This is a genomic window from Phaeobacter italicus, from assembly GCF_019801785.1.
In the GTDB taxonomy this organism is placed as follows: Bacteria; Pseudomonadota; Alphaproteobacteria; order Rhodobacterales; family Rhodobacteraceae; genus Phaeobacter; species Phaeobacter italicus.
The window spans coordinates 81,408-106,094 of the sequence record NZ_JAHVIJ010000005.1; the positions used below are offsets into that span (position 1 = coordinate 81,408).

Below are 24,687 nucleotides of genomic sequence, written 5' to 3' on the forward strand. Positions count from 1 at the left end.
CTAGCGGACCCAGACCTCGACCCGGCGATTAACCTGTCGGCCCCAGCGCTGATCATCACAGGCCATCGGCAGAGCTTCTCCAAAAGCTTCAACTGCGATCTCTGTCCGGTCGATATTGGCAGTCTCCGCCGCCGCAATTACAGCATCGCGCACGGCTTCTGCCCGCTTCATGGCGATGCTTTGATTGGCTGCGGCACCACCATCCCCGTCGGAAAACCCCACGAACAAAAGCTCTCTCGCATCATAGGCACCAGCCTCCAACGCACGCGCCAACTGCTGGATATTGCTGCGAGACTGTGCGTCGGGACGGGTGGATCCCGGTTCAAACCGGAAAGAGGTGGTCAGGCGTTGCAGCCCTGCCAATCGGTTGACCAAGCGTTGCAGCTCTTCCAGCGGAACCTCGGTTCCCGCTGCTGCAATCGCATTGGCCAGACGGTCACCTTGTGCATTCATCGAAATCCGCTCTGGCGCCTGATCGACAAAACCCGCCCTGCGAATCACGATCTGCGCCCCGGGCCCGCGGACATAAGACAGGAAATCCCGCGCCACTTTTGGCAGACGGCGCGATGGCAGGTAAAGAAACATCGGCGCAGTCAGCGGATAGTCTTCCGTCTTGATTGAGCGGCGATTGGCGCGCAGGGAAAACCCGCAAGCCCCCTGAAGCGTCAGGACACGCGCTGTCGATGTCTCTGCAAAGCTGGCCAATCCAATGGCAAAGGGATCAGTGGCGACAACACGCACCAACGTGCTGCCGCGGTCGTGGCGGCGAAGACGGTTGCCCAGACGTTCAACATCGGGTTCAGCAAGCCCATCGTCAATCGCCTGCGCCAACCCTGATCCGGCCACAGGCAAATGCAACGAGATCGGCGCATCCGGCCCACCAAGACTGGTCCAATTGTCCAACTCTCCGGTCAGGACCTGCGCCAAATCCTGAACCGAAATCGATTGAACAGGGTTGGAGGGCGCAACGACTGGAACAAGGGCATCCAGCGCCAGAACACGGCTTCGTTGCGGGCCTGTCATATCCCCCATGCCCGCGTCCCGCGCACGAGCGCGCTCTTCGGGGCGTATTTCTCGCAGGGCCATGACGATATCGGCCTCATTTGCGAGAAGATCGGCAAAACCCTCATCCGTATTGCTCACGAAAAAGCTGAAACGTGCGGCGGTCCGGCCGTTCTCGCGCAGCAGAACGTAATCAAAGTTCTCGTCCGGCAGAGAATCACGACGGGTCTGGAACCCATTGCGCAAGGCAAAGCCTTCGATCAGGGCCGGCAACAGAACCTCGGCCATTGTTGAAGAGCCGGACAAAGCCACCTCTGCCACGTAGTCGGACAGACTCGGGCATCCCGGCCCCTCACAAGTCACGCCAGACCCGTCGACAGTCAGCTCTCCGAACTTGGTATCGACACGGTAGTACTCCCCGTCAAACCCCAGGATATTTCCGGTGATTTCGACAGTGCCATCGGGAGAGGAGAGTGTCACATCCTGCGCCCGGAGCGCCAAGGTTCCGGTGACAAGAAGAAGTGCGGCGCAGATCGCCACACGAAACAAAGCCATGATTAGTCCTGAAAAAGCCGCAGATTAATTTCCCGCGATTTTCAGGGTTTCCAGCAGATTATTCAACACAAGAAAATCGCCAGTCGCCGCACAATCCGGCATCGCCAGCGTCAGGTCACGGGTTCGCAACGTCCCATCACGCAGCTCAAGCGTCTGCGCCGAGATATCACGCCCACAATTGATCGCCGTCACTTCGGTCTCAACCGTCAGATCAATTGCACCCGTCTTGGAACCACCGAGCCGCGGCACGCTGTAGACCTCGGCAAGTCGCGGGGCGAGTTGATTTTCATCCCCAAGCTGCACAACTGACCCACGCCCCGACGTGAGATCAGACCCGCGCCAAACGTGGCCTGCCGACCCGTAAGCGGCACCAAATTCGCGTGCGTGCAGCTCAAATCCGCTGTTGCCGCCCCACTGCAATACGACGCGGTTCACCAGATCCAAGTCAGGCACCGACGCTGTGGCAACCGCCCCTCGTCCATTTTGCGGCTCGACGATAAAGACCGCTGTTTCAGACAACGCAGGAACCTGCACTGTCAGCGCGCCCGTCGCATCAAGCCGGGTGGAGAACATCATTCCGTTGTGGTGAATCGTCAGCCGCTCTTCGGGGCGGCACAGTGACAGGACCGTCAACCGCACTTCCGCCATTGGCGTTGCGATCGCTTCGACGGACATATCGCAGGGCGCAGCCGGATCCTGGCGCGCGGGCTCGGGAACGGTTGTATCCGGCGTTGCGGCCGTCAGGCTGATCGCTTCGATCTCCAGGGGGGCATCATCAGCTGCCACAGAAACAGCGGCTGACGCAGATGCGCCGCGCTGGGGGTGCTCTGCGGTCTTTTGCATGAAAAGACCAATCGCAAGCGCGCTGCACAGGGTAGCTGCGCCCATCATTGCCGTGCGTTTGTTGATCATCTCAGGCTCCTCACCCAGAAAAGGTTAATGAAACCTGACGCAAAAAGGCGGCCAATTGATGGCCGCCCCTTGCTGAGAATCTGGCAAAACCGTGCATTTTTCACCGTTTTGGTCAGGCTCATCTATGAAATCCGCAGCTTATGCGTGGCTTCCGTGGCAATGCTTGAACTTTTTGCCAGAACCGCAGGGGCATTTGTCGTTGCGCGACGGGTTCCCCCAGGTCGATGGATCGTCCTCCACAAAGCCGGGAGCAGGTTCCTCGACAGGTGCGGCAGCAGCAGTTGCACCAGCCGCAGCTTTCTGCATCTCCGCCTGCTGCGCAGCCATCTGCATCAGCATTTGGCGCTGCTCTTCCTCGCTGATCGGACGCACCAGAGCGAGCTGCTGAGTCACTGTCTCGCGCAGCGAGTCGAGCATGTTTTCAAACAGCTGGAAGCTCTCGTTTTTGTATTCGTTCAACGGGTCACGCTGCGCGTACCCACGGAACCCCACGACCGAACGCAGATGTTCCAGTGTCAGAAGATGCTCGCGCCATTTGCTGTCGATGGTTTGCAGCAGCACCTGCTTTTCGATGTTGCGCATGGTTTCGGGGCCAAAGGCCTCGGCCTTTTCTGCCATCATCGCATCAGAGGCATCGACCAGCCGCTCGCGGATCTGTTCGTCGTCGACACCTTCCTCGGCGGTCCATTCGACAACAGGCAAGTCCATTCCCAATTTCTCGCGAACCTGCTGTTGCAGACCTTCGCTGTCCCACTGATCTGCATAGGTCTTTGCAGGCATGTGGACATCAAGCAAATCGTCGATCACCTCGTGACGCATGTCAGCGACGATTTCGGACAGATCTTCAGCCGCCATGATTTCGCGGCGCTGATTAAAGATCACCTTGCGCTGGTCATTCATCACATCGTCGAACTTCAGCACGTTCTTGCGCATGTCAAAGTTTCGACCTTCGACCTTCGCCTGTGCACGTTCCAGCGACTTGTTCACCCAGGGGTGGATGATCGCCTCGCCTTCCTTCATGCCAAGGGTCGACAGCAGTTTGTCGAGCCGCTCAGAGCCGAAGATCCGCATCAGATCATCCTCAAGGCTGAGGTAGAAAACGGTGCGGCCCGGATCACCCTGACGACCGGAACGACCGCGCAGCTGGTTGTCGATGCGACGGCTTTCGTGCCGCTCAGACGCCATGACGAACAGACCACCTGCCTGTTTCACGGCTTCTTCGTCAGCGGCATGCGCCTCTTCGATGCGGGCCCGGATGGCTGCGTGGTCGCCATCAGGTTCCTGAGCGATCGCTTCGAGCACTTTGAACTCAACGTTGCCGCCCAGTTTGATGTCGGTGCCACGGCCCGCCATGTTGGTTGCGATGGTGACTGCGCCAAGACGCCCGGCATCTGCAACGATCTGTGCTTCCTGCTCGTGATGGCGGGCGTTCAGCACATTGTGCTTGATGCCTTCCTTCTCAAGAAGCTGGCTCAGGAGTTCGGATTTCTCGATCGAGGTGGTGCCAAGGAGAACCGGCTGACCCTTTTCATGAGCCTTCTTGGTCTCATTGATCATCGCCTGGTATTTTTCCATCGCGGTACGATAGACCTGATCGTCCTCGTCTTTCCGGGCGATGGGGCGGTTTGTCGGAACTTCGACAACGCCAAGACCGTAGATTTCAGCAAATTCCTCTGCTTCGGTCATCGCGGTGCCGGTCATGCCCGACAGCTTGTCATAAAGGCGGAAGTAGTTCTGGAAGGTCACCGAAGCCAGCGTGGTGTTTTCCGGCTGGATCTTTACCTCTTCCTTGGCTTCGATCGCCTGATGCAGGCCTTCGGACAAACGACGGCCCGCCATCATACGGCCGGTAAATTCGTCGATCAGCACAACGTCGCCATCGCGGACGATATAATCTTTGTCGCGCTGGAACAGCTTGTGCGCCCGCAGCGCCTGGTTCACGTGGTGAACGACTGTGGTGCTTTCCGGATCGTAAAGGGATGCGCCCTCTTCCAGAAGATCATGAGCGATCAGTTGCTGTTCAAGGAATTCGTTGCCCTCTTCGGTGAAGGTCACACCGCGGGTCTTTTCATCGATCTCGTAGTGTTCTTCGCTCAGCGACGGGATCAGTTTGTCGATGGTCACATAGAGATCGGACCGGTCTTCGGCAGGGCCAGAAATGATCAGCGGCGTACGCGCCTCGTCGATCAGGATAGAGTCGACCTCATCCACGATCGCAAAGTTGTGCTGCTTCTGGAACACCTGGTCCAACGACGGCTTCATGTTGTCGCGCAGATAGTCAAAGCCCAGTTCGTTGTTCGTCGCATAGGTGACGTCGCTCTGATAAGCGGCCATCTTTTCTGCATCCGGCTGACCGGACCAAATGACACCGGTGGTCATCCCCAGCTGCGCAAACACCTTGCCCATCCACTCGCTGTCGCGCTTGGCCAGGTATTCGTTCACCGTCACCACGTGCACACCTTTGCCCGTCAGCGCGTTGAGATACGCCGGGAAGGTCGCAACAAGGGTCTTGCCCTCACCGGTCTTCATCTCTGAGATATTGCCCTGATGCAGGAAAACGCCGCCCATCAACTGGGTGTCGAACGCCCGCAGACCCAGCGCCCGTTTGGCGGCTTCGCGCACGTTGGCAAAGGCTTCTGGCAGGAGGTCGTCAAGACTGGTGCCGTCAAGGGCGCGCTTGCGCAGCTCCTCGGTCTTTTCAATCAGCCCTTCATCGCTGAGCTTCTCGAACTCGGGCTCCAGCGCGTTGATCTGTGCGATCAGCGGCCGTGTCGCCTTGATCTTGCGGTCATTCGGCGTGCCGAAAACCTTTTTGGCGAGTGTTCCGATACCCAGCATGTCTTCTCCAACCGTCCTATCACTGGCCCCTGGCGTCGGCAGGCTTGCCCGCCCCGCCCGCAACCCATAAACAATGATGGAACAGCGGTCCTGCCAAAGGCCTCATGGGATGTAAGGGCCCGCAAATACAGTGTCAACGCCGCGCCCTCCTGCGGCCAGCTAATAGGAAGAATTCAATGCGCAAAGGTCTCACTTTTTTGTCGGGGCTGGCTCTGGCCACTGCTTTGACACTGCCTCTGCAGGCAACTGCAGCCCCTCATGCCGACACGATCGTTGCAACCGTAAATGGTGAAGAAATCACCATCGGTCACATGATCATCGCCCGCGCCACCCTGCCCCAGCAGTATCAGCAGTTGCCCGACGATGTGCTGTTTGATGCCATTCTGGACCAGCTGATCCAGCAAACAGCGTTGAAACAACAGCTGAACGGTGAGGTCCCCAAATACGTTGAGCTTTCCCTGGAGAACGAAAGCCGCTCTCTTCTGGCGGCTGATGTGATCGAAAAGGTCATGGAAAACGCAGCAACAGAGGAAGAGGTCCGTGCCGCCTATGAGGAACAATATTCCGACGGCAATGGCGGGGATGAGTTCAACGCATCTCACATTCTCGTGGAGAGCGAAGAAGACGCCGAAGAAATCCGCGCTGAGCTGGAAGAAGGCGCCGATTTCGCGACAACCGCACGTGAACGCTCCACTGGCCCGTCCGGCCCGAACGGTGGCGAACTCGGCTGGTTCACCAAGGGCCGTATGGTGCCCGAGTTCGAGGAAGCCGTCATCGCGCTGAGCGCAGGCGAAATCTCGGCTCCTGTGCAGACCCAATTTGGATGGCACGTGATCAAGCTCAATGAACGCCGCAAGTCTGCCGCACCGGAGTTTGCAGAAATCCGTGACCAACTGGCCGCCCAAATCCGCGAGGAAGCGGTCGAAGAAAGCGTGCGCACCCTCACCACCGAAGCAGAAATTGAACGCCCCGAAATCGAAGATCTGGATCCTGCGATCCTGAAAGATCTCGATCTGGTAAGGAACTAACTCATGGCGCTTCCTCGTTCCCCTCTCGCCCCAGCCGAATTCCCGCAACTGCCGCAGATTGACGGTCTGCGCTTTGCTTCGGCTGCTGCTGGCGTGAAGTACAAAGACCGGACCGACGTGATGCTGGCGGTGATGGATCCCGGCACCACCATTGCCGGTGTGTTTACCCGCTCTGCCACCCGTTCGGCCCCTGTGCGGGATTGCCAGGACAAGCTCGCCGCGGCGACAGATGCAGCCTCGGACACTGGTGCGGCAATCCTCGTGAACTCGGGCAATTCCAATGCCTTTACCGGGCATCACGGCCAAACCTCTGTCGCTGAAATCACCAGCGCCGTAGCAGCGGCGACAGGGATCACCGCAGATCGGGTGTTTACCGCCTCTACCGGTGTGATTGGTGAACCCCTACCCCACGACCGCATCATCGCAAAGATCGACGCTCTGAACAGCGGGCTGAGCGCGGACGCAATCGCCGGCGCGGCAGAAGCGATCATGACCACCGACACCTTCCCCAAGGGGGCCAAGGCAGAGGTCGAGATCGACGGCAAAACAGTCTCTATTGCGGGCATTGCAAAGGGGTCTGGAATGGTTGCGCCTGATATGGCGACCATGCTGGTCTACATTTTCACCGATGCAAAAGTGGCACGATCGAACTTGCAGGAAATGCTGTCCGAGATCTGCGACCGGACGTTCAACTGCATCACGGTGGATAGCGACACCTCGACCTCTGACAGTCTGATGCTCTGTGCAACGGGGGCATCAGGTGTGGACGCAACCGGCAACACGGCCTTTGCCGCGGCGCTGGAGGAGGTCATGCTGGATCTGTCTCACCAAGTTGTCCGGGACGGTGAAGGCGCGACCAAATTTGTCGAAATCCAAATATCCGGCGCAGCAAGCGACACCGACGCCAAGGTGCACGGCCTAGCCATCGCAAACTCTCCGCTGGTCAAGACCGCCATCGCGGGCGAAGATCCAAATTGGGGCCGCGTCGTGATGGCCATCGGAAAATCTGGTGCCGCTGCTGATCGCGATCTCCTGTCGATTTCCTTCGGCGATGTTTTGGTCGCCGAAAAGGGCTGGGTTGCCCCTTCCTACAAGGAAGAGCTCGGCGCAGCAGAGATGAAGAAGCAAGAGATCACCATCAAGGTCGATCTTGGCCTTGGCGACGGCACGGCAACTGTCTGGACCTGCGATCTGACCCATCAGTACATCACCATCAACGCGGACTACCGGTCATGAAGATGGTGCTTGTTTCAGCTGTCGCCCTGATCGATGTCGAAGGACGCGTGCTGTTGGCGCAGCGTCCGGAAGGCAAGTCGATGGCCGGTTTGTGGGAGTTTCCGGGCGGCAAGGTTGAACCGGGTGAAACGCCAGAGGCGGCCCTGATCCGCGAGCTGGAAGAAGAGCTCGGCATTAACACCTGGGAATCCTGCCTCGCGCCGCTGACATTTGCGAGCCACAGCTATGAAGATTTTCACCTGCTGATGCCGATGTTTGCATGCCGCAAATGGGAAGGCATTCCGCAAGCCCGCGAAGGTCAAACCTTGAAATGGGTCCGGGCGCAGGATCTGCGGGATTACCCTATGCCCGCAGCTGATATTCCCCTGATTCCGATCCTGCGCGACTGGCTGTAATCTCGTCAGCTCTCCATTCCACTCCGCCCGCTGTAACGGTGCGGCGGGGTGGCTTGTCTGGTGCCAAAGTTGCACCATATACACTTCATTAACCAATTCCCTGAATTCTGAACCACAATCGGCGTCAACACCACCGGCTGTGAAGTAACGAGAGATGGTAACGATGAAGCTATGCACGATCAGACAAGGCGCGTTCATCCTGATCCAAGGGACATATGTTCGCACTCTTCCAGATGGCCGGGTCGCCGTTCGCGTGGGTCAGAAAATTCATCTGGGCACACCGGTCAGCACAGGCGCCCAACAGGCGGCCTGACCTGACACAGGAAAAGACGGCCCCATAAATGAGCCCAGCCCAAAGAAAAAACCCCGGCCGCGCGGACCGGGGTTTTTCTGTATCATGGGATCACAGTGATCAGTCGAGGGTGCGGGTGACTTCCTCACGCTCAAAGATCTCGATCACGTCGCCCTTGCGGACATCATCGTAGTTCTCGAACGCCATACCGCATTCCTGACCGGACTGAACCTCTGCCACTTCGTCCTTGAAGCGCTTGAGGGTCTTCAGCGTACCTTCGTGGATCACGACGTTGTCGCGCAGCAGGCGAACACCGGCAGAGCGGCGTGCCACACCTTCGGTAACGAGACAGCCCGCAACCTTGCCAACGTTGGACACTTTGAAGACGTCCTTGATTTCAGCGTAGCCGATGAAGTTCTCGCGGATCTCGGCGGACAGCAGACCGGAGGCCGCTGCTTTCACGTCGTCAACCAGGTCATAGATGACCGAGTAGTAGCGGATCTCCACACCCTTCTGGTTGGCAGAGTTACGCGCAGATGTGTTGGCACGGACGTTGAAGCCCATGACCGGCGCACCAGACGCTTCGGCCAGACCAATATCGGTCTCGGTGATCGCACCAACGCCAGAGTGCAGAACGCGAACGCGCACTTCGTTGTTGCCGATCTTTTCCATCGCCTGAACGATCGCCTCGGCAGAACCCTGCACGTCAGCTTTGACCAGGATCGGCAGCTCGGAGACGTTTTCGTCTTCCTTGGCCTTCTGCATCAGCTGTTCCAGCGTGGTGGCAGCACCAGCCGCGGCGCGCTTGTCCTTGGCGGCTTGCTCACGGTATTCCGCAATCTCGCGCGCCTGCGCTTCGGTCTCGGTCACGTTCAGAACGTCGCCCGCTTCGGGTGTGCCGTTGAGGCCCAGAACCTCGACAGGAACGGACGGACCGGCTTCCTTGACGCGCTCGCCCTTGTCGTTGATCAGCGCACGGACCTTACCGTACTGCTCACCCACAACAAAGATATCGCCCTGACGCAGAGTACCGTTCTGAACCAGAACCGTCGCAACCGGGCCACGACCCACATCCAGCTGAGCCTCGATCACAGCACCTTGTGCGGCGCGATCAGGGTTTGCTTTCAGTTCCAGAATTTCGGCCTGCAGCGCGATGGCTTCCAGCAGTTCTTCCAGACCTTGACCGGTGTGTGCAGAAACTTCGACGTCCTGAACTTCACCAGACATGGCTTCCACGATGACTTCGTGCTGCAGCAGGTCGGTGCGCACCTTCATCGGATCGGCAGCCGGTTTGTCCATCTTGTTGATCGCAACGATCATCGGAACGTTGGCAGCCTTGGCGTGGTTGATCGCTTCAACGGTCTGCGGCATCACCGCATCATCTGCCGCGACAACCAGAACAACGATGTCCGTGACCTGTGCACCACGCGAACGCATGGAGGTAAAGGCCGCGTGACCCGGAGTATCCAGGAAGCTCAAGACAGTGCCGCTTTCGGTTTTCACCTGATACGCACCGATGTGCTGGGTGATGCCACCGGCTTCACCTGCCACAACGCGGGCGTTGCGGATCGCATCCAGAATAGAGGTCTTACCGTGGTCGACGTGACCCATGATGGTAATGACCGGCGGACGCGGCTGCAGATCTTCGTCCTTGTCTTCGACTTCCTTGATCACGTCTTCGACGTCAGAGTCGGAAACACGAGTGACCTTGTGGCCGAATTCTTCGATGATCAGCTCAGCAGTGTCAGCGTCAATGGTCTGGTTCTGCGTGACCATCATGCCCATCTGCATCAGCGATTTCACAACGTCGGAAACGCGCTCTGCCATACGGTTGGCAAGTTCAGAAACCAGAATGGCTTCGGGCAGCTGAACGTCACGAATGACCTTTTCACGCTCGACAGAACCACCCATTGCTTTCTGACGGGCACGTTCCTGCTTGCGCTTCATGGACGCCATGGACCGCTGACGACCACCTTCACCACCAGTTGCCTGGCCGAGAGTCAGCTTGCCGGAGCGGCGGCCGCCACCGTCGTTGCGGCCCTTGCCGCCACGGTTCTGGCGATCATCGCGGTCGCGGTCGCCCTTACGTGCCTGCGAAGTCGGTGCAGCCGACGGACGGGACGCGGCTTCGGTCTTTTTCTTTTCGGCATCTGCTGCAGCACGTTTGGCTGCGGCTTCTGCTTCAACGCGCTTGCGCTCTTCGTCTTCAGCCTTCTGACGGGCGCGTTCTTCAGCTTCGCGCTGTTCGCGTTCCTTGGCTTCCTGTTCCGCGCGGCGGCGCTCACGCTCTTCGGCGCGGGCCTTTTCCTCGGCTTCGCGCTGTGCGGCCTCTTCGGCCTCGCGTGCCTTGGCGGCCTGCAGCGCCTTCAGGCGGCGCGCCATTTCCGCATCACTGATACCAGCCGGCCGACGCGATGCGTCCCCGGACGGCGTCGCACCGGAGCCCCCCTTGGCCGCAGTCGGCTTGGGGACCACAACGCGCTTGCGCTTGGTTTCCACCACGACATTCTTGGTCCGACCGTGGCTGAAGCTCTGTTTCACATTCCCGGGCCGGGACCCACCACGAAGACCCAACGTCTTTTTGCCGTCACTATCGCTCATAAAGCTCTTTATCCTTCCGTGCGGCCCTTGCCGCCCACCATTTCGCGCAAACCTTGTAGTCGTTGCGCTTCCTCTACAACACGTTTGCCGAGTCCACCAGAGGCCAGCGCCGCATGTATCACAGTTTGGCGTCCAAATGCCATGCCCAGCTCATCCGCAGTGAGGCATCCGATGAATTTCCCACGGTGCGGCGTGCTCAGTTTTGATTTACCGCGCCCCGATCCATCTATCGCCTGGATCAGCACACGGGCGTGTTCTTTGGCCAGCCAGTCCTTGACCTTTTCATAACCGGCCACTGCATCGCCTGACTTGCGCGCCAGGCTGATCAGCTCGACCAGGCGCCGCAGCACCTGACCTTCGATTTCGTCTTCCATGCCTTCCGGCACGGACACCTGCGCCTTGAAACCGCGAGCGAAGAGCTTTTTCTTCACCGCCGTTGCAATCGCAGAGCGGGACGCGGTCACATATACGCCGCGTCCGGGAAGTTTCCCCAAGACGTCAGGGACAACCTGACCATCGGGTCCAACGACAAAACGGATCAGCCCCTGTTTGGGCTGAACCTCGCCTGTTGCCAGACATTTTCTCTCCGGCCCGTCAGACCGGTCTTTGTCGATGCCACCGCGTGCCATTGTCGTCCTCTCCGCGAGGCCTGAAATCAGGCCTCGGCCTCCGCTTCGCCGTTATCTTCGATGTCGGCGTCGTCTTCGGCCTCTGCTTCCAGCTCAGCGGGGTCGACCCAGCCCAGCAGGACGCGTGCGGTCATAACGAGGTTCTGCGCATCTTCCAAAGACACGTCAAAGGGCTCCAGGATACCGTCGTCCTTGACGCGCTCGCCTTTGTTGGACGTCCAGCCACCGGCCAGTTCCCAGTCAGCGCAGGTTGCGAAATCTTCCAGCGTCTTGATGCCATCCTTGGCCAACGCCTCAATCATTTGGGGTGTCAGACCGTCAAAGTCAATCAGGCTGTCCTCAACTCCCAGTGCGCGAGCCGCGTCAATCGCCGCTTTGGCCTGCGCTTCGAGGTAGTCAGCAGCGCGCGCCTGCAGCTCTTGTGCGGTGCCTTCGTCAACACCATCGATGACCAGAAGTTCGTCCAGCTCGACATAGGCAACCTCTTCGAGGTTGGTGAAGCCTTCGGAAACCAGCAGCTGCGCAAAGAACTCGTCCAGATCCAGTGTTTCCATGAACAGCTGGGTGCGGGCCTCGAATTCCTTCTGGCGGCGTGCGGATTCTTCTTCCTCGGTCATGATATCGATGTCGAGGTTGGTGAGCTGCGATGCCAGGCGGACGTTCTGACCACGACGACCGATCGCCAGCGACAGCTGCTCTTCGGGAACCACAACTTCGATCTTGCCCGCTTCTTCGTCCAGAACAACTTTGGACACTTCGGCAGGCTGAAGGGCGTTCACAAGGAAGGTCGGCTGATCTTCGTTCCACGGGATGATGTCGATCTTTTCACCCTGCAGTTCGTTGACGACGGCCTGCACGCGCGAACCGCGCATACCAACACAGGCGCCAACCGGATCGATGGAACCATCATAGCTGATAACAGCGATTTTGGCGCGCGAGCCGGGATCACGGGCGACGGCTTTGATTTCAATCACGCCGTCATAGATTTCGGGAACTTCCATTTTGAAGAGCTCGGCCATGAACTCAGGCGCTGTGCGCGACAGGAAGATCTGCGGGCCACGCGGTTCGCGACGTACGTCCTTGATAAAGCAGCGGATACGATCATTCGGGCGATAGCTTTCGCGGCCGATTTTCTCGTTGCGGCGCAGGATCGCTTCGCCAGCGCCCACATCAACGATCACGTTGCCATATTCTTCGCGCTTGACCAGACCATTGATGATGGTGCCGGCACGGTCCTTGAACTCTTCGTACTGGCGGTCACGCTCAGCTTCGCGCACCTTCTGCAGGATCACCTGCTTGGCGGACTGGGCAGCGATACGGCCCATCTCGACCGGCGGGACTTCCTCTACGAAAACATCACCAACAGAGGGATCGGCCATATATTGCTTGGCCTGCTCTACGGTCATTTCCGCCTGGTAGTTTTCCAGCGCATCATCTTCGACCACGGTGCGCACGCGGGTAAAGGTCGCACGGCCGGTCTTGCGGTCGATGGACACGCGGATGTCCATCTCGCTGCCGTAGCGGCTCTTGGCGGCACGGGCCAGGCTTTCTTCCATCGCATCGACGACCAACGACGGGTCGATCATCTTTTCGCGCGCCACGGCTTCTGCGGTCTGCAGCAGCTCCAGCTGGTTTGCTGATGTGATAGCCATTACTTTTTCTCCTCTTCGGACCCTTCGGCCTCGATTTCGTCGAATTCGTCTTCGTTAAGAGTGCCAGCAGCTTTTCGCTGACGGAGCATTTCCTTGATGAGATCATCGGTCAGAACGAGCTTTGCATCGCTCAGCCAATCGAACTTGAGCCCGATGGTGACGGTCTCTCCGTGTTCTTCGATGTTGATCAGAACCTCATCTTCTTCGACGCCTGCCAGCTCGCCCTTAAAGCGGCGGCGACCGTCGATCAGTTCGGTCGTCTCGATCTTGGCCTCATAGCCTTCGAACATGTCGAAATCTTTCAGCCGGGTCAGAGGTCGGTCAATACCGGGGCTGGACACCTCCAGCGCATAGGCATCAAGAATCGGGTCCTCAACGTCCAGTGTCGCGCTCACGGCATTGGAGATTTCGGCGCAATCATCAACCTCAATCCCGCCGTCCGGCTTGTCAGCCATGATCTGCAGGGTGGTTGTCTTGCCAGACATCAGCCGAATGCGCACCAGCTCAAAGCCGAGATCTTCAATCACCGGGGTGATGATCTCGGCGAGCCTGCGATCGATGGCTGCCTTGGCTATCAGGTCATTGGTCATACGAATTCCACATCTGTGATTCGAACACAAAAAAACGGGCGCGCGGCCCGTTGAACTTTCCGGTGGAGCTTGGGGCCAGGCCCGACGCGCCGCTGTTGGCCAAGGCTATACGCCGGATCGGCCCAAACTGCAAGCGTTGTTGGCAGGCGTGCGGCCTGACGGCGCATCAACCCTGAAATTCAGGTCCGCCACCAACGTTCCGCAATGCGCCCATCATCCAAGGGAGAGCGGCTGCCAATCGTACGCGGCATGCCCACATCCAGCCGGGCCGCAAGCGCCATGTCCGTCGCTGACGGGTGATAGTGGAAACTGCCCCGCGCTGTCAGGCCATCCGGTGCAGGCAATGCAGCAACATCCACATATCCGTCGCGCAGCGCCTCGGCTCGAACTGCGGCATCCGGGATCACGATCAGCTCCACCACATCGACCCATCCCGCCTGGCCGTTTTTGTAGTGATCCATGACCCGCGTTGCGCGAAAATCCCGCCCGGTGCGCGCGCGTTCCACCCGATAGCAACCGGTGCCGATGGCTGTCGTCAGATCTTTGGTAACATCACCACCCAGCGCGATGGCAAAGGCCGGATCAGCCAGCAAATAAGGGAGGTGTGGATTGGATGCGCGCAACTCGATCTGAACCTGAGTGTCCGATGTCGCCTCTATCAGGGATGTTCCGCCTTGCGGCATCACCATCGCCTCAAGAGCTGTGACCACATCGCCGACGCCCAGCGCCTGACCGTTGTGGAACTGCACGTCATCGCGCAGATCAAACAGCCAACGGCGCGCGTCCTGACTGCTGCTCCATTGACGGGCGAGTTCCCCACGAAGCAAACCATCCGGGCCAATTTCTGTCAGCGTATCAAACACTGCCCCGCGGGCGACCTGATCCATCAGATCTCCGTCGCGGGGAACCGCAAGGCGCAGGATGCCACCCTGCCGCGGCGTGTCTGCAATCGCTGCACCGGTCGCCGCCAGCAAAGCTGCGGCAGCACCCGATGTAAACAGCGCGCGTCTGTCGATCCGCGTCATGTGGCATGCTCCTCAACGATCAGGTCCATTGCACGGACAAGTTCCGCACTGATTCCCGGCTCTGACAGAGCATGACCCGCATTGCGCACCATCTTCAACTCCGCATTCGGCCAAAGCTCCTTTAGCCGCCAGGCAGAAGTTGGTGGGCAAATCATATCGTAGCGGCCCTGCACGATAACCCCCGGGATATGAGAGATACGTCCCATATTGGCAAAGATCTGGCCATCGTAGTCGAGAAAGCCATTGTTGATGAAATAGTGGTTTTCGAGCCGCGCAAATGCGCGTGCATAGTCCCCCGGGCTTTCACCGGACATCCCGTTGGAATGAATGGAGGCCAGCGCATTTTCCCACGCAGACCAGGCCCGTCCAAACCGGATTTCTTCGGCCATATCGCCAGAAAACAGGCGTTTGTTGTAGGCGGCGATCAGATCACCTCGCTCACCATCCGGGATCAGCGACACGAACCGGGCCCATGTCTCTGGCCAGAACCGCCCAGCACCCCCGCCGTAGAACCAGTCAAGTTCAGCCTTGGTCATCAGGAACACGCCACGCAGGATCAGGTGCTGCACCCGATCCGGATGGGCCTGTGCATACAATAGAGACAGGGTTGCCCCCCAACTGCCGCCAAAAACCATCCAGCTGGAAATACCAAGAAGCCTGCGGATCATCTCCATATCCGCGATCAGGTGCCAGGTTGTGTTGTCCTCGCAGGAGGCATGGGGCCGTGACCGGCCACAACCGCGCTGATCAAACAGGATGATCCGGTAGAACTGTGGATCAAAGTATCGCCGCATCGCCGGGCTGGACCCACCGCCCGGCCCGCCGTGACAAACCACCACGGGAATGCCATCGGGATTGCCGCTTTGCTCCATATAGATATGGTGCCCCTGCCCGACATCGATCATACGCTGATCGAATGGTTCGATGGGCGGGTACAAATACTGCACTGCGCGCTTTTGATACGGGTATTTGTCCATTACTGACCTAACTTAGTCCTGACTGATAAAAGAACACACGGAGACAGGAATGCAAGCGCCTCAATCCACGGTAGATCCGTCCGAGATCGCAAAATTCGAAGCCATGGCCGCGGAATGGTGGGATCCGACCGGAAAGTTCAAGCCGCTGCATATGCTGAACCCCTGTCGCCTTGACTACATCACGCAGCAAATTGCGGGGGAGTTCGACCGCGACCTGTCTTCAGACGCCCCATTTGCGGGTCTGCGCTTGCTGGACATCGGATGTGGCGGCGGCCTGCTGAGCGAGCCTATGGCCCGGCTCGGCGCGGATGTCGTTGGCGCGGATGCGGCGGCGGGCAACATCCCGGTCGCACAGATCCACGCGGAACAATCCGGCCTGAGCATCGATTATCGCCACACAACTGCAGAGGCTCTTGCCGAAGCAGGAGAGCAATTTGACGTCGTTCTGAACATGGAAGTGGTTGAGCATGTCGCTGATCCGCTCAGCTATCTGACCGCGACACAGCAGTTGCTGAAACCAGGCGGGTTGCAGATCTGCTCGACCATCAACCGGAATCCCAAAAGCTACGCAATGGCGATCTTTGGCGCTGAGGTTGTGATGCGCTGGCTGCCGCGCGGCACCCATGAATGGTCCAAGTTCATCACGCCGGACGAGTTGTTCGACCTTTTGTCCAAGGCGGGCCTGTCCCCCGTCGACCGCAAGGGATTTGTGTTCAACCCGATTTTCTGGAGCTGGTCTCTCTCTGATCGTGATCTCAGCGTAAATTACGTCACTGCAAGCACAAAACCGGCTTGATACCACCGATAAACCTGTTCGAATCTCTCTGCCCTATACGAAAGGATAGGAGTTCATCCTTCTGCACCGTTGGGATGGTTCGGGTGGCGTGTTAAGTCTGTATCAAGGTCAAGCTATTTGATCTGTCACCGAGTGAATGCACAAGGCCCTTGTTCCGGGTCTGCCTGTCGGTAAGAGTACCACTCACGGACCAGCCTGACGGGGGGCTAAAGGACGTCTGCTTGCAGGCGTCCTTTCCATTTTCAGAGAGTGTTTCTGCGAGGGACCCCGATCAGGTGTCGTTGCTGCCCAGTTTGATGCGGAACTCCCGCAGGATGGGGAGCGCGGATTTGACCCGATCAGCGCCCAATTCGTTCACCACTTCGGAAATCATCGGCACAATGCTCGCCAATGCCGCATCCCGCGCCTGTCGCCCAGCAGGGCTGATCGCTACCATCTTGCGGCGCGCATCATCCCAGTCAGGGCGAATATGCACATACCCTGCGGTCTCCAGCTTGCTTAGCGTGTTTGTCATCGCACCACGTGTCACGTGAAACGCCTTGGCCAGCTGGGCTGGCGTGCGTTCAGTCCCGGTGCGCGCCAGATGATTGAGAACCGAAAAATGAGACAGTTCCATCCCCTTTGGCAACGCCTGACCAAGCCGGGTCCGTGCCAGCTGGTCTGCCATTAGGATCTCGCTGAACAGCGAAACCGCAAGAGAGTTGTTTTCATCCATCAGGGGCCGTCGAATTCTCGGTCGTGGGACAGGGAGGGAACCTGCCTGCGCGCTTGTGACACTTTTTCAAAGTCAAGATCAACGTAGCTTACCCCGACATCGGTACCAGCATCGGACAGGATCTCGCCCCAGGGCGCGACAACCAGACTATGGCCGTAGGTCTGCCGCGATTTGCCAACGGATGCCGGATGAACCCCGGTTTGGGCCGGCGCAAGAACATAGCACCCCGTTTCGATCGCGCGGGCCTGCAGCAGAGCGTGCCAATGCGCGGCGCCGGTCACATGCGAAAACGCTGCTGGCGCGACCAGAACCTGCGCGCCTGCCTTGGCAAGCCTGCGATGCAGATAGGGAAAGCGCACGTCATAACATATGGTCATACCGATTTTGGCGAATGGCGTATCCGCCACCACCGCGCGGGTGCCCGGCCGATAACCATCAGATTCTCTATATGTTTCTTCTGGCGTGACATCCACGTCGAACATGTGGATCTTGTCGTAGCGCGCGACGATCTCTCCCTGCGGATCAATCAGGATCTGGCGATTGGCAAACCGCTCGTCCTCGTCATGGGTTTTGACACCAAGTGATCCGATCAGAAGCCAGATACCATGGCGCGCCGCCTCCTCGCGCAGGGCGGCAAGTGTCGGGTCTTCGTCCTCGTGATGCAGAACGGCATGTTGATGTTTGCGACTGGAAGAAAGGCAGTTCGTCACTTCTGGGGTCAGGACAAAACCTGCGCCTCCCGCGACCGCCTCTTCAATCATCCTGGTCACTATGCGCAGGTTTTCCGGCGGCTGATCAGTGGAGGTGATTTGGAGCAAAGCCGCGCGCATGAGAATGGTCCTTTGGCTGCTGGATCGGGGCACAACGCCCCGACCAGTCGGGTCTTGGCGAACCCTATCAGGCCGCCAGAAGCGGATCCAGCTTGCCCGAACGATCCAATGCGTAAAGATCGTCGCAACCACCGACATGGGTGTCCCCGATAAAGATCTGCGGAACGGTGCGCCCGCCATTCGCCCGCTCGATCATCTCTGCCTTACGGCCAGGATTGGCCAGAACGTCCACCTCGGAAAACTCAACCCCCTTCTGTTTCAGAAGGCGTTTGGCGGCGTGGCAAAAGCCGCAAAGCGGCGATGTGTAGATTTCTACGGGTTTCATTCGGGGTCTCCATAAGGTCTGAAATGCGTTTCAGCCCTGAACTTGGGTAGTCTTGCGACAAATTGCCAGCCCGGTTTCATCGCAATCACGTCCGCGTGACACGAGCCAGCACCGCAACCCGAACCACATCTGCCCCTGCCGCAAGGCAGGCCATGGTACAGGCAGCCAGTGTCGCACCGCTGGTCATCACGTCATCAACAACCACCACAGACCGATTTTGGATCAGCGGGCAGTGTTTCGGATTGACCCGAATGCTGCCGTCGAGGATGGCCTGGCGTTGGGCTCTGCTCTTGCCTTCCAACGAAGGCGTCCTGCGCGACCGCAGCAGAAGATCAGGGCAACAACGCCGCCCCAGTCGTGCCGCCAACGCCTGCGCCAGCAAGGCGGACTGATTGTAGCGCCGCCGCAAATAGCGGCTCCAATGCAACGGGACTGGCGCAATGATTGGCTCATCAACAGCCAATACCGCTGTCGCCTTGGCAAGCCAGCCAGCAGCAGGCGCAACGATATCCGTCCGGTCGCCATGTTTCAGGCCCAGGATCAGCCTTCGCGCCGTGCCTTCATAAAGGAGGGCAGCCCGCCCCTGCACCCAAGGGCGTGGATGGGCCAGACAGTCATCACAGGCCATCGCGAACCCATCGTCCTCTCCCATCATTGGAAGTCCGCAACCATCACAGCATAACCCGCCGACAAAAGGCGTATCCCGCCAACAAGGACCACAGAGACCAAAATCGCTTTCGACCCAATCGCCACATGCCAGGCATCTGGGCGGGTAGATCAGCGAAACTGCTGTTTGTATCCCCCCCGCCAACATCCTAAATAGCCCTCATGACCCAAGCCCAGACGCCCCGCCCGCAGCTGTTTGACCGTCGCGCCCTTGCGGCCCAACGTTCCCGCCTGACGCCCGATTCCCTGTTCCTGCATGAAATTGCCCGGGACGAAATCGAGGATCGGCTTTCCTTGGTTAACAGATCCTTTACCCGACCCGCTGTTGTTGCGCCTTTTGCGGAGGTCTGGGACAGCTGTCTGCCAAACGCAAAGCACATCCCAGATACAGATGTTCTGGATCTGGAGGTGGGGGCCCATGATCTGGTCGTCCATGCCATGTGTCTGCATTGGGCCAATGACCCGGTTGGCCAGCTGATTCAGTGCCACCGCGCCCTGAGCGAAGACGGGTTGCTTCTGGTGTTGATGTTCGGAGGTCAGACACTGCACGAACTGCGCAGCGCCCTCGCCACGGCGGAAACCCGGATCAGCGGCGGCCTGTCGCCCCGTATCGCCCCCATGGGAGAGGTGCGCGACCTGGGCGCATTGTTGCAGCGAGCGGGATTTGCGCTGCCGGTGGCCGATGTCGTGCCGCTGACTGCCAAGTACCGCGATCTGCCGCATCTGATGCGCGAACTGCGGGGGATGGGTGAAACCAACGCCATGGCCCAGAGACGCAGAACCCTTGCACCGCGTCGTCTTTTTCAGGAAGCCGAGACGATCTATCGCGACACTTTTGTCGATCCGGATGGTCGCCTTCCTGCGACCTTCGAGCTGATCTGCCTAACCGGGTGGTCGCCCTCCGACTCCCAGCAAAAACCCCTGCGTCCCGGATCTGCCAAGGCCCGTCTGGCAGATGCGCTAAAAGTTCCGGAAACCAAGCTGCCCAAGTAGACGCACCACGCCATAGGACTATCCTATGGTTCTGGTGAAATGATCCGATTGGCCAAGCCCGTCGTAAAGGCTTATTGCTAGTGCGGATCTGATGACCCGCTGACCGATTATCGTACAGGACCTGATAGATGCTGGATGCCACTGCCCCCGCCACTTGCCCCGCCCATGCCCCGGCCGATCACCCCAAGATCGCTCCGGCCAAGGTCGGCGTGCTGCTGGCCAATCTCGGCACGCCCGATGACTACAGCTATTGGCCCATGCGCCGCTATCTGAACGAGTTTCTGTCAGACAAGCGTGTGATCGACTACGCATCCTGGAAATGGCAGCCACTGCTGCAGCTGATCATTCTCACCAAGCGGCCCTTTACATCCGGTGCGGCCTACAAATCGATCTGGAACCACGACAAGGGCGAAAGCCCCCTGATGACGATCACGAAAGACCAGACAGCGGCCATGGCAGAGAAACTGCAAGCCCGCTATGGCGGCGAGGTGATGGTTGATTTCTGCATGCGCTACGGCAACCCATCCACCAAATCCAAGGTTCGGGCAATGATTGACGCAGGATGTCAGAAGATCCTGTTTCTGCCGCTTTATCCACAATATGCCGGCGCGACCTCGGCCACTGCCAACGATCAGTTCTTTCGGGCACTGATGGACGAGCCATGGCAACCCGCATCCCGCACCGTCGCCCCCTATTTTGACGATCCCGCCTATATCGACGCACTCGCCCGATCCGTGGAGAAAGCTTATGCAGCGGCGGAAAAGAAACCTGACATCCTGGTTGTCTCCTATCACGGAATGCCGAAACGCTACCTGATGCAGGGCGATCCGTATCACTGCCAGTGTCAGAAAACGACGCGCCTTCTGAAGGAGCGTCTGGGTTGGGCGGATACCGAAATCACCACCACCTTCCAGTCCGTTTTCGGCCCCGAAGAATGGCTGAAGCCCTATACTGTCGATCACGTTGCAACCCTTGCCCACGAAGGCAAAAAGAGCATTGCGGTCATCGCACCTGCGTTTTCCGCGGATTGCATCGAAACGCTGGAAGAGATCAACGAAGAGATCCGCGAGAGCTTTGAAGAGGCGGGCGGTGAGGAATTCCTCTACATCCCCTGCCTCAACGACGATCCCGAACATATCGACGCACTTGCCGGTGTCATCGAGCGCAATTTGAAAGGGTGGCTGGACTAAAATTCCTCCCCGGTCCAAATAGGATCCAATATTGGAAGCCGGACTAAGCCGGAACCGGGGAGAATTTGATGAGCACTGCGCATTGGGCCAAGGCCCTTTTGGACACATGGGGCATCAAGGCGGCGCTGACCCGTCTGGATGGCGAATACGATCTGAATTTCCTGGCACAGGCAGAAGATGGGCAGATCTATGTCCTCAAGGCCATGCGCCCTGGTTGCGATTATGATCTGGTTGATGTGCAGATTGGCGCCCTTGCCCAGATCGCACGATCGGCTCCTGATCTGCCACTGCCCCGTGTCATACCGGCCCAAAACGGCGCATCCTGCCTGAGCCTTGCTGCCGAAGCAGGCAATGACCGACTGGTATGGCTCCAGACCGGGCTTCCTGGGCGGTGCTATGCCAAGAGTCACCCCAAGACCGCCGCCCTTGTTACCGAGGTGGGCGCCGTGCTGGCCGGCGTGACCCGAGCCTTGAAAGATTTCGACCACCCGGCACTGCACCGTGATTTCAAATGGGACCTGATGGCTGCAGATTGGGTTGCGGCCGAAAGCGGTTGCATCAGCGACCCTACCCGCCGGCAGCTGGTTGAGGACATCTGCGCCGATTTTGCCAGGCTCAAGCCAAAGCTGGAGGCCCTGCCCCGCCAAGCGATTCACAACGATGCCAACGACTACAACATCCTCGTGGCAGGAGAGCTGGGCGCGCCGCAACATATCAGCGGGCTGATCGACTTTGGCGACATGTGCGCCGCGCCGCGGATCTGCGATCTGGCAATTGCGGCGGCCTATATGGTTCTGGATCACCCAAAACCACAACAGGCCCTAACGTCGTTGGTGGCCGGCTACCATGCCGTCAATCCGCTCACCGCGGCAGAGCTGGACCTGCTATGGCCGCTCTTGCGGATGCGTCTTGCGGTCAGCGTTGTGAACTCAACCCTGATGGCTGCAGATAATCCTGACGATCCTTACGTCACGATCTCGCAAGCACCGGCTTGGCGTTTTCTTGACCAGCCGGCAGAGCATCCTGCCCTGATTGCGGGCCGACTGCGGGCAACCTGCGGACTGCCTGTGGTCGATGGCGCTGACCGTGTATTGGCCTATTTAGAGAAGCATTCCGGCAGTTTTGCCCCCATCATGAACCGCGACCTGAGCGACGTGCCGATGGGTTCCTTGTCAGTGGAAAACTCCACTTGGCCACAGAACCCGTTCGACATGCCGCTGGAAGAAGCCGCGCAGGTCGGCGCAGAGTTTGCGGGGAAAGACGGATCTGAGTGGTGGCTCGGCTACTATAACGAGCCCCGCCTGATCTATACCGCGCCCGCCTTTCGCAAAGGCGCATACAAGGCCAGTGACCGGCGGACCGTACACCTCGCGGTAGATGTGTTTGCGCCCGCCGGTCAGGCGCTCCATGCGCCGCTGGATGGCGAGGTGCTGATTGTCGAAGACCGCGCCAATCATCTCGATTACGGGGGTGTTATCATCCTCAAACACCTCACAGATGACGGCGATCCATTCTACACCCTGTACGGCCACCTTGATCCGGAATGTGTCACGCGGCTCACGGCAGGGGACAAGATCGCGCGGGGACAGGCATTTTGCCAGCTGGGAAATGCCTATCAGAACGGTGGCTGGGCTCCGCATGTCCATTTCCAGATCGCCCTGTCCACCGACGGGATCGAAGCGGACTGGCCAGGGGTCGCAGATCCTGATGATCTGGTTCTTTGGAATGCCCTATGCCCAAATCCGGCGCCGCTGCTGAACCTGTCAGCAGAGAAAACCGGCTACCAACCGACAGACAAAACGACAGTTCTGGCCGCGCGCAAGGCACATTTTGGGGGCAACCTCAGCCTCACATACCAAGACCCGGTTATGCTCTTGCGGGGGTGGAAACATCACCTGTTCGACGAATGGGGGCGGCCCTATCTGGATGCCTACAATAACGTCCCTCATGTCGGACACGCCCATCCGCGCATTCAGGCCGTTGCTGCGGATCAGCTGAAGCGCATGAACTCCAACACCCGCTACCTGCATCCGGCGCAAACTGCCTTTGCCGAAAAAGTCCTTTCAAAAATGCCCGAGCATCTGGAAGTCTGCTTTTTCGTGAACTCAGGAACCGAAGCGAACGAGCTGGCGCTGAGACTGGCGCGCGCCCATACCGGCGCCAAGGGGATGGTAACGCCAGACCACGGCTATCATGGCAACACCACGGGCGTGATCGATGTCTCTGCCTATAAGTTCAACGCCAAGGGGGGTGTGGGGCCGTCAGACTGGGTTGAGCTGGTCGAGGTCGCAGATGACTATCGCGGCAGCTTCGGCCGTGATGATCCTGAACGGGCCCAGAACTATGCAAATCTTGTAGACGCCGCGATCGCAAAGCTCCGTCAGGCAGGCCACGGGATTGCTGGTTTCATCGCCGAGACATTCCCCTCCGTGGGTGGGCAGATCATTCCGCCAAAGGGGTATCTGGCCGCCGTTTATGAAAAAATCCGCAAGGCCGGTGGGGTCTGCATTGCGGATGAGGTCCAGACAGGTCTCGGACGTCTCGGGGACTACTACTTTGGATTTGAACACCAAGAGGCCTCTCCGGACATTGTTGTGATGGGCAAACCCATCGGCAACGGCCACCCCCTGGGTGTGCTGGTCACAACGCGCGACATCGCTGAGAGTTTTGCCCATGGGCCAGAGTTCTTTTCGACTTTTGGCGGATCAAATCTGTCCTGCCGGATCGGCACAGAAGTTCTGAACATTGTTGACGACGAAGGCCTGCAGGAAAACGCGCGCCTGCGCGGCAACGAACTGTTGAGAGGTCTGAAGAATCTGCAAGGCCGCTATCCCTCGATTGGTGACGTCAGAGGGATGGGGTTGTTTATCGGCGTGGAACTGATCAACCCGGATGGCTCCGAGGCAACAGCGATCTGTTCTTATCTCAAGAATCGGATGCGCGACCACCGCATCCTGATCGGCAGCGAGGGACCAAAGGACAACATCCTCAAAATTCGCCCGCCCCTGACGATTGATGCAGAGGATATTCAGATGATCCTCGAGACGATGGACAGCATTCTGGCAGAGGTTCACTGCGACTAGGCAGATGACAGCCCCGGATGGAAACGTCCGGGGTATTTTCAATCCTCACAGTGCGTCCTGGTGGATGCCCTGAACACGAAAAAAGGCGGTGGAAATCCACCGCCTTTCTTTGCTTTCTGATGCGAGCAATTAGTTGCTTGCAACAGCCGCGCCGACAACAACCAGCAGCAGCAGCGGCAGCAGGATGCCGCTGGAGGAGCTTTCTGCCTGCTCAACAACAACAACCGGCTCAACAACCGGCTCAGACAGGTTGCCCGCGGTTGCGGTGGAAGCAGCAGCAGTCAGAGCAGCAGCGATAACGAGTTTTTTCATGTTAACCTCCAAAAAAGTTGCGCGGATCAGTCCACCTGAACCACG

At 58.7% G+C, this 24,687-nt stretch carries 21 protein-coding genes; 7 read left to right on the forward strand and 14 right to left on the reverse strand.

Annotation, left to right across the window (positions count from 1 at the left end; genetic code table 11):
• The 3 genes from KUV39_RS13045 to secA form a co-directional block, all read right to left on the reverse strand.
• Positions 1-1,557, reverse strand: a complete 1,557-nt coding sequence (locus KUV39_RS13045) for a substrate-binding domain-containing protein (protein ID WP_222459971.1) — start codon at positions 1,555-1,557, stop codon at positions 1-3.
• 24 nt (positions 1,558-1,581) lie between these two features.
• A complete protein-coding gene (locus KUV39_RS13050; protein WP_168577897.1) occupies positions 1,582-2,469 on the reverse strand; it encodes a hypothetical protein in 888 nt (295 codons plus the stop codon).
• Between the two features lie 138 nt (positions 2,470-2,607).
• Entirely contained in the window at positions 2,608-5,307 is a 2,700-nt protein-coding gene (secA, locus tag KUV39_RS13055; protein ID WP_046211485.1) for a preprotein translocase subunit SecA, read from the reverse strand.
• 176 nt (positions 5,308-5,483) lie between these two features.
• Here secA and KUV39_RS13060 point away from each other — a divergent pair, with 176 nt between their 5' ends.
• Genes KUV39_RS13060 through mutT form a run of 3 tightly spaced genes read left to right on the forward strand, consistent with a single transcriptional unit; the run spans position 5,484 to position 7,966 of the window.
• Positions 5,484-6,335 carry a foldase protein PrsA gene (locus tag KUV39_RS13060; protein WP_008561890.1) on the forward strand — a complete coding sequence of 284 codons (852 nt, stop codon included), beginning with the start codon at positions 5,484-5,486 and terminating at the stop codon, positions 6,333-6,335.
• 3 nt (positions 6,336-6,338) lie between these two features.
• Positions 6,339-7,571, forward strand: a complete 1,233-nt coding sequence (argJ, locus tag KUV39_RS13065; RefSeq protein WP_222459972.1) for a bifunctional glutamate N-acetyltransferase/amino-acid acetyltransferase ArgJ — start codon at positions 6,339-6,341, stop codon at positions 7,569-7,571.
• Complete coding sequence (gene mutT / locus KUV39_RS13070; RefSeq protein WP_008559295.1) at positions 7,568-7,966, forward strand: 8-oxo-dGTP diphosphatase MutT; 399 nt, start codon at positions 7,568-7,570, stop codon at positions 7,964-7,966. Before argJ ends, mutT begins: the two co-directional genes overlap by 4 nt.
• Before the next feature lie 412 nt (positions 7,967-8,378).
• On the opposite strand, the gene infB is transcribed toward mutT, so the two are convergent.
• From infB to pip, 6 genes are all read right to left on the reverse strand, one after another.
• Positions 8,379-10,859, reverse strand: coding sequence for a translation initiation factor IF-2 (infB, locus tag KUV39_RS13075; protein ID WP_008562159.1), 2,481 nt, complete (start codon positions 10,857-10,859; stop codon positions 8,379-8,381).
• A gap of 8 nt (positions 10,860-10,867) precedes the next feature.
• A complete protein-coding gene (locus tag KUV39_RS13080) occupies positions 10,868-11,488 on the reverse strand; it encodes an RNA-binding protein (RefSeq protein ID WP_008560928.1) in 621 nt (206 codons plus the stop codon).
• Between the two features lie 26 nt (positions 11,489-11,514).
• A complete protein-coding gene (nusA, locus tag KUV39_RS13085) occupies positions 11,515-13,140 on the reverse strand; it encodes a transcription termination factor NusA (protein ID WP_008559924.1) in 1,626 nt (541 codons plus the stop codon).
• Complete coding sequence (gene rimP, locus KUV39_RS13090; RefSeq protein ID WP_008560455.1) at positions 13,140-13,730, reverse strand: ribosome maturation factor RimP; 591 nt, start codon at positions 13,728-13,730, stop codon at positions 13,140-13,142. Before rimP ends, nusA begins: the two co-directional genes overlap by 1 nt.
• A 179-nt stretch (positions 13,731-13,909) precedes the next feature.
• Complete coding sequence (locus tag KUV39_RS13095; RefSeq protein WP_222459973.1) at positions 13,910-14,755, reverse strand: ABC transporter substrate-binding protein; 846 nt, start codon at positions 14,753-14,755, stop codon at positions 13,910-13,912.
• Positions 14,752-15,732 carry a prolyl aminopeptidase gene (gene pip, locus KUV39_RS13100; protein WP_008560198.1) on the reverse strand — a complete coding sequence of 327 codons (981 nt, stop codon included), beginning with the start codon at positions 15,730-15,732 and terminating at the stop codon, positions 14,752-14,754. Before pip ends, KUV39_RS13095 begins: the two co-directional genes overlap by 4 nt.
• 49 nt (positions 15,733-15,781) lie before the next feature.
• Between pip and ubiG the strand changes: the two genes are divergently transcribed.
• Complete coding sequence (gene ubiG, locus KUV39_RS13105) at positions 15,782-16,528, forward strand: bifunctional 2-polyprenyl-6-hydroxyphenol methylase/3-demethylubiquinol 3-O-methyltransferase UbiG (protein ID WP_222459974.1); 747 nt, start codon at positions 15,782-15,784, stop codon at positions 16,526-16,528.
• A 271-nt stretch (positions 16,529-16,799) separates the two neighbouring features.
• On the opposite strand, the gene KUV39_RS13110 is transcribed toward ubiG, so the two are convergent.
• The 4 genes from KUV39_RS13110 to KUV39_RS13125 all read right to left on the reverse strand — a co-directional run bounded on the left by KUV39_RS13110 (position 16,800) and on the right by KUV39_RS13125 (position 19,212).
• On the reverse strand, positions 16,800-17,243 hold the full coding sequence (locus KUV39_RS13110) for a MarR family winged helix-turn-helix transcriptional regulator (protein ID WP_008559576.1): 444 nt from the start codon (positions 17,241-17,243) through the stop codon (positions 16,800-16,802).
• The gene (locus KUV39_RS13115; RefSeq protein ID WP_222459975.1) at positions 17,243-18,073 is read right to left on the reverse strand and encodes a carbon-nitrogen hydrolase family protein; all 831 of its coding nucleotides are present in this window, start codon (positions 18,071-18,073) and stop codon (positions 17,243-17,245) included. The genes KUV39_RS13110 and KUV39_RS13115 overlap by 1 nt, the downstream gene beginning before the upstream one ends.
• Positions 18,074-18,140: 67 nt before the next feature.
• Positions 18,141-18,398 carry a glutaredoxin 3 gene (gene grxC / locus KUV39_RS13120; protein ID WP_008562263.1) on the reverse strand — a complete coding sequence of 86 codons (258 nt, stop codon included), beginning with the start codon at positions 18,396-18,398 and terminating at the stop codon, positions 18,141-18,143.
• 85 nt (positions 18,399-18,483) lie between these two features.
• Positions 18,484-19,212: a double zinc ribbon domain-containing protein gene (locus KUV39_RS13125; protein WP_222459976.1), complete on the reverse strand. Its 729-nt coding sequence runs from the start codon at positions 19,210-19,212 to the stop codon at positions 18,484-18,486.
• Between the two features lie 14 nt (positions 19,213-19,226).
• Between KUV39_RS13125 and KUV39_RS13130 the strand changes: the two genes are divergently transcribed.
• The 3 genes from KUV39_RS13130 to KUV39_RS13140 all read left to right on the forward strand — a co-directional run bounded on the left by KUV39_RS13130 (position 19,227) and on the right by KUV39_RS13140 (position 24,330).
• Positions 19,227-20,057, forward strand: coding sequence for a methyltransferase domain-containing protein (locus KUV39_RS13130; RefSeq protein ID WP_222459977.1), 831 nt, complete (start codon positions 19,227-19,229; stop codon positions 20,055-20,057).
• 128 nt (positions 20,058-20,185) lie between these two features.
• On the forward strand, positions 20,186-21,247 hold the full coding sequence (hemH, locus tag KUV39_RS13135; RefSeq protein WP_222459978.1) for a ferrochelatase: 1,062 nt from the start codon (positions 20,186-20,188) through the stop codon (positions 21,245-21,247).
• 68 nt (positions 21,248-21,315) lie between these two features.
• Positions 21,316-24,330: an aminotransferase class III-fold pyridoxal phosphate-dependent enzyme gene (locus KUV39_RS13140; protein ID WP_222459979.1), complete on the forward strand. Its 3,015-nt coding sequence runs from the start codon at positions 21,316-21,318 to the stop codon at positions 24,328-24,330.
• A 129-nt stretch (positions 24,331-24,459) separates the two neighbouring features.
• Here the strand turns inward: KUV39_RS13140 and KUV39_RS13145 are convergent, their stop codons facing one another.
• Entirely contained in the window at positions 24,460-24,642 is a 183-nt protein-coding gene (locus KUV39_RS13145; RefSeq protein ID WP_008562038.1) for a hypothetical protein, read from the reverse strand.
• Positions 24,643-24,687: the final 45 nt, after the last annotated feature.

Bases quoted from the DNA above. Each gene is read 5' to 3' on its own strand.
- KUV39_RS13045 (WP_222459971.1), bottom strand. From the start codon at position 1,557: ATGGCTTTGTTTCGTGTGGCGATCTGCGCCGCACTTCTTCTTGTCACC.
- KUV39_RS13130 (WP_222459977.1), top strand. From the start codon at position 19,227: ATGACCCAAGCCCAGACGCCCCGCCCGCAGCTGTTTGACCGTCGCGCC.
- KUV39_RS13110 (WP_008559576.1), bottom strand. From the start codon at position 17,243: ATGGATGAAAACAACTCTCTTGCGGTTTCGCTGTTCAGCGAGATCCTA.
- KUV39_RS13060 (WP_008561890.1), top strand. From the start codon at position 5,484: ATGCGCAAAGGTCTCACTTTTTTGTCGGGGCTGGCTCTGGCCACTGCT.
- infB (WP_008562159.1), bottom strand. From the start codon at position 10,859: ATGAGCGATAGTGACGGCAAAAAGACGTTGGGTCTTCGTGGTGGGTCC.
- argJ (WP_222459972.1), top strand. From the start codon at position 6,339: ATGGCGCTTCCTCGTTCCCCTCTCGCCCCAGCCGAATTCCCGCAACTG.
- KUV39_RS13115 (WP_222459975.1), bottom strand. From the start codon at position 18,073: ATGCGCGCGGCTTTGCTCCAAATCACCTCCACTGATCAGCCGCCGGAA.
- KUV39_RS13095 (WP_222459973.1), bottom strand. From the start codon at position 14,755: ATGACGCGGATCGACAGACGCGCGCTGTTTACATCGGGTGCTGCCGCA.
- ubiG (WP_222459974.1), top strand. From the start codon at position 15,782: ATGCAAGCGCCTCAATCCACGGTAGATCCGTCCGAGATCGCAAAATTC.
- KUV39_RS13125 (WP_222459976.1), bottom strand. From the start codon at position 19,212: ATGTTGGCGGGGGGGATACAAACAGCAGTTTCGCTGATCTACCCGCCC.
- secA (WP_046211485.1), bottom strand. From the start codon at position 5,307: ATGCTGGGTATCGGAACACTCGCCAAAAAGGTTTTCGGCACGCCGAAT.
- pip (WP_008560198.1), bottom strand. From the start codon at position 15,732: ATGGACAAATACCCGTATCAAAAGCGCGCAGTGCAGTATTTGTACCCG.
- KUV39_RS13145 (WP_008562038.1), bottom strand. From the start codon at position 24,642: ATGAAAAAACTCGTTATCGCTGCTGCTCTGACTGCTGCTGCTTCCACC.
- KUV39_RS13080 (WP_008560928.1), bottom strand. From the start codon at position 11,488: ATGGCACGCGGTGGCATCGACAAAGACCGGTCTGACGGGCCGGAGAGA.
- KUV39_RS13140 (WP_222459979.1), top strand. From the start codon at position 21,316: ATGAGCACTGCGCATTGGGCCAAGGCCCTTTTGGACACATGGGGCATC.
- nusA (WP_008559924.1), bottom strand. From the start codon at position 13,140: ATGGCTATCACATCAGCAAACCAGCTGGAGCTGCTGCAGACCGCAGAA.
- mutT (WP_008559295.1), top strand. From the start codon at position 7,568: ATGAAGATGGTGCTTGTTTCAGCTGTCGCCCTGATCGATGTCGAAGGA.
- grxC (WP_008562263.1), bottom strand. From the start codon at position 18,398: ATGAAACCCGTAGAAATCTACACATCGCCGCTTTGCGGCTTTTGCCAC.
- hemH (WP_222459978.1), top strand. From the start codon at position 20,186: ATGCTGGATGCCACTGCCCCCGCCACTTGCCCCGCCCATGCCCCGGCC.
- rimP (WP_008560455.1), bottom strand. From the start codon at position 13,730: ATGACCAATGACCTGATAGCCAAGGCAGCCATCGATCGCAGGCTCGCC.
- KUV39_RS13050 (WP_168577897.1), bottom strand. From the start codon at position 2,469: ATGATCAACAAACGCACGGCAATGATGGGCGCAGCTACCCTGTGCAGC.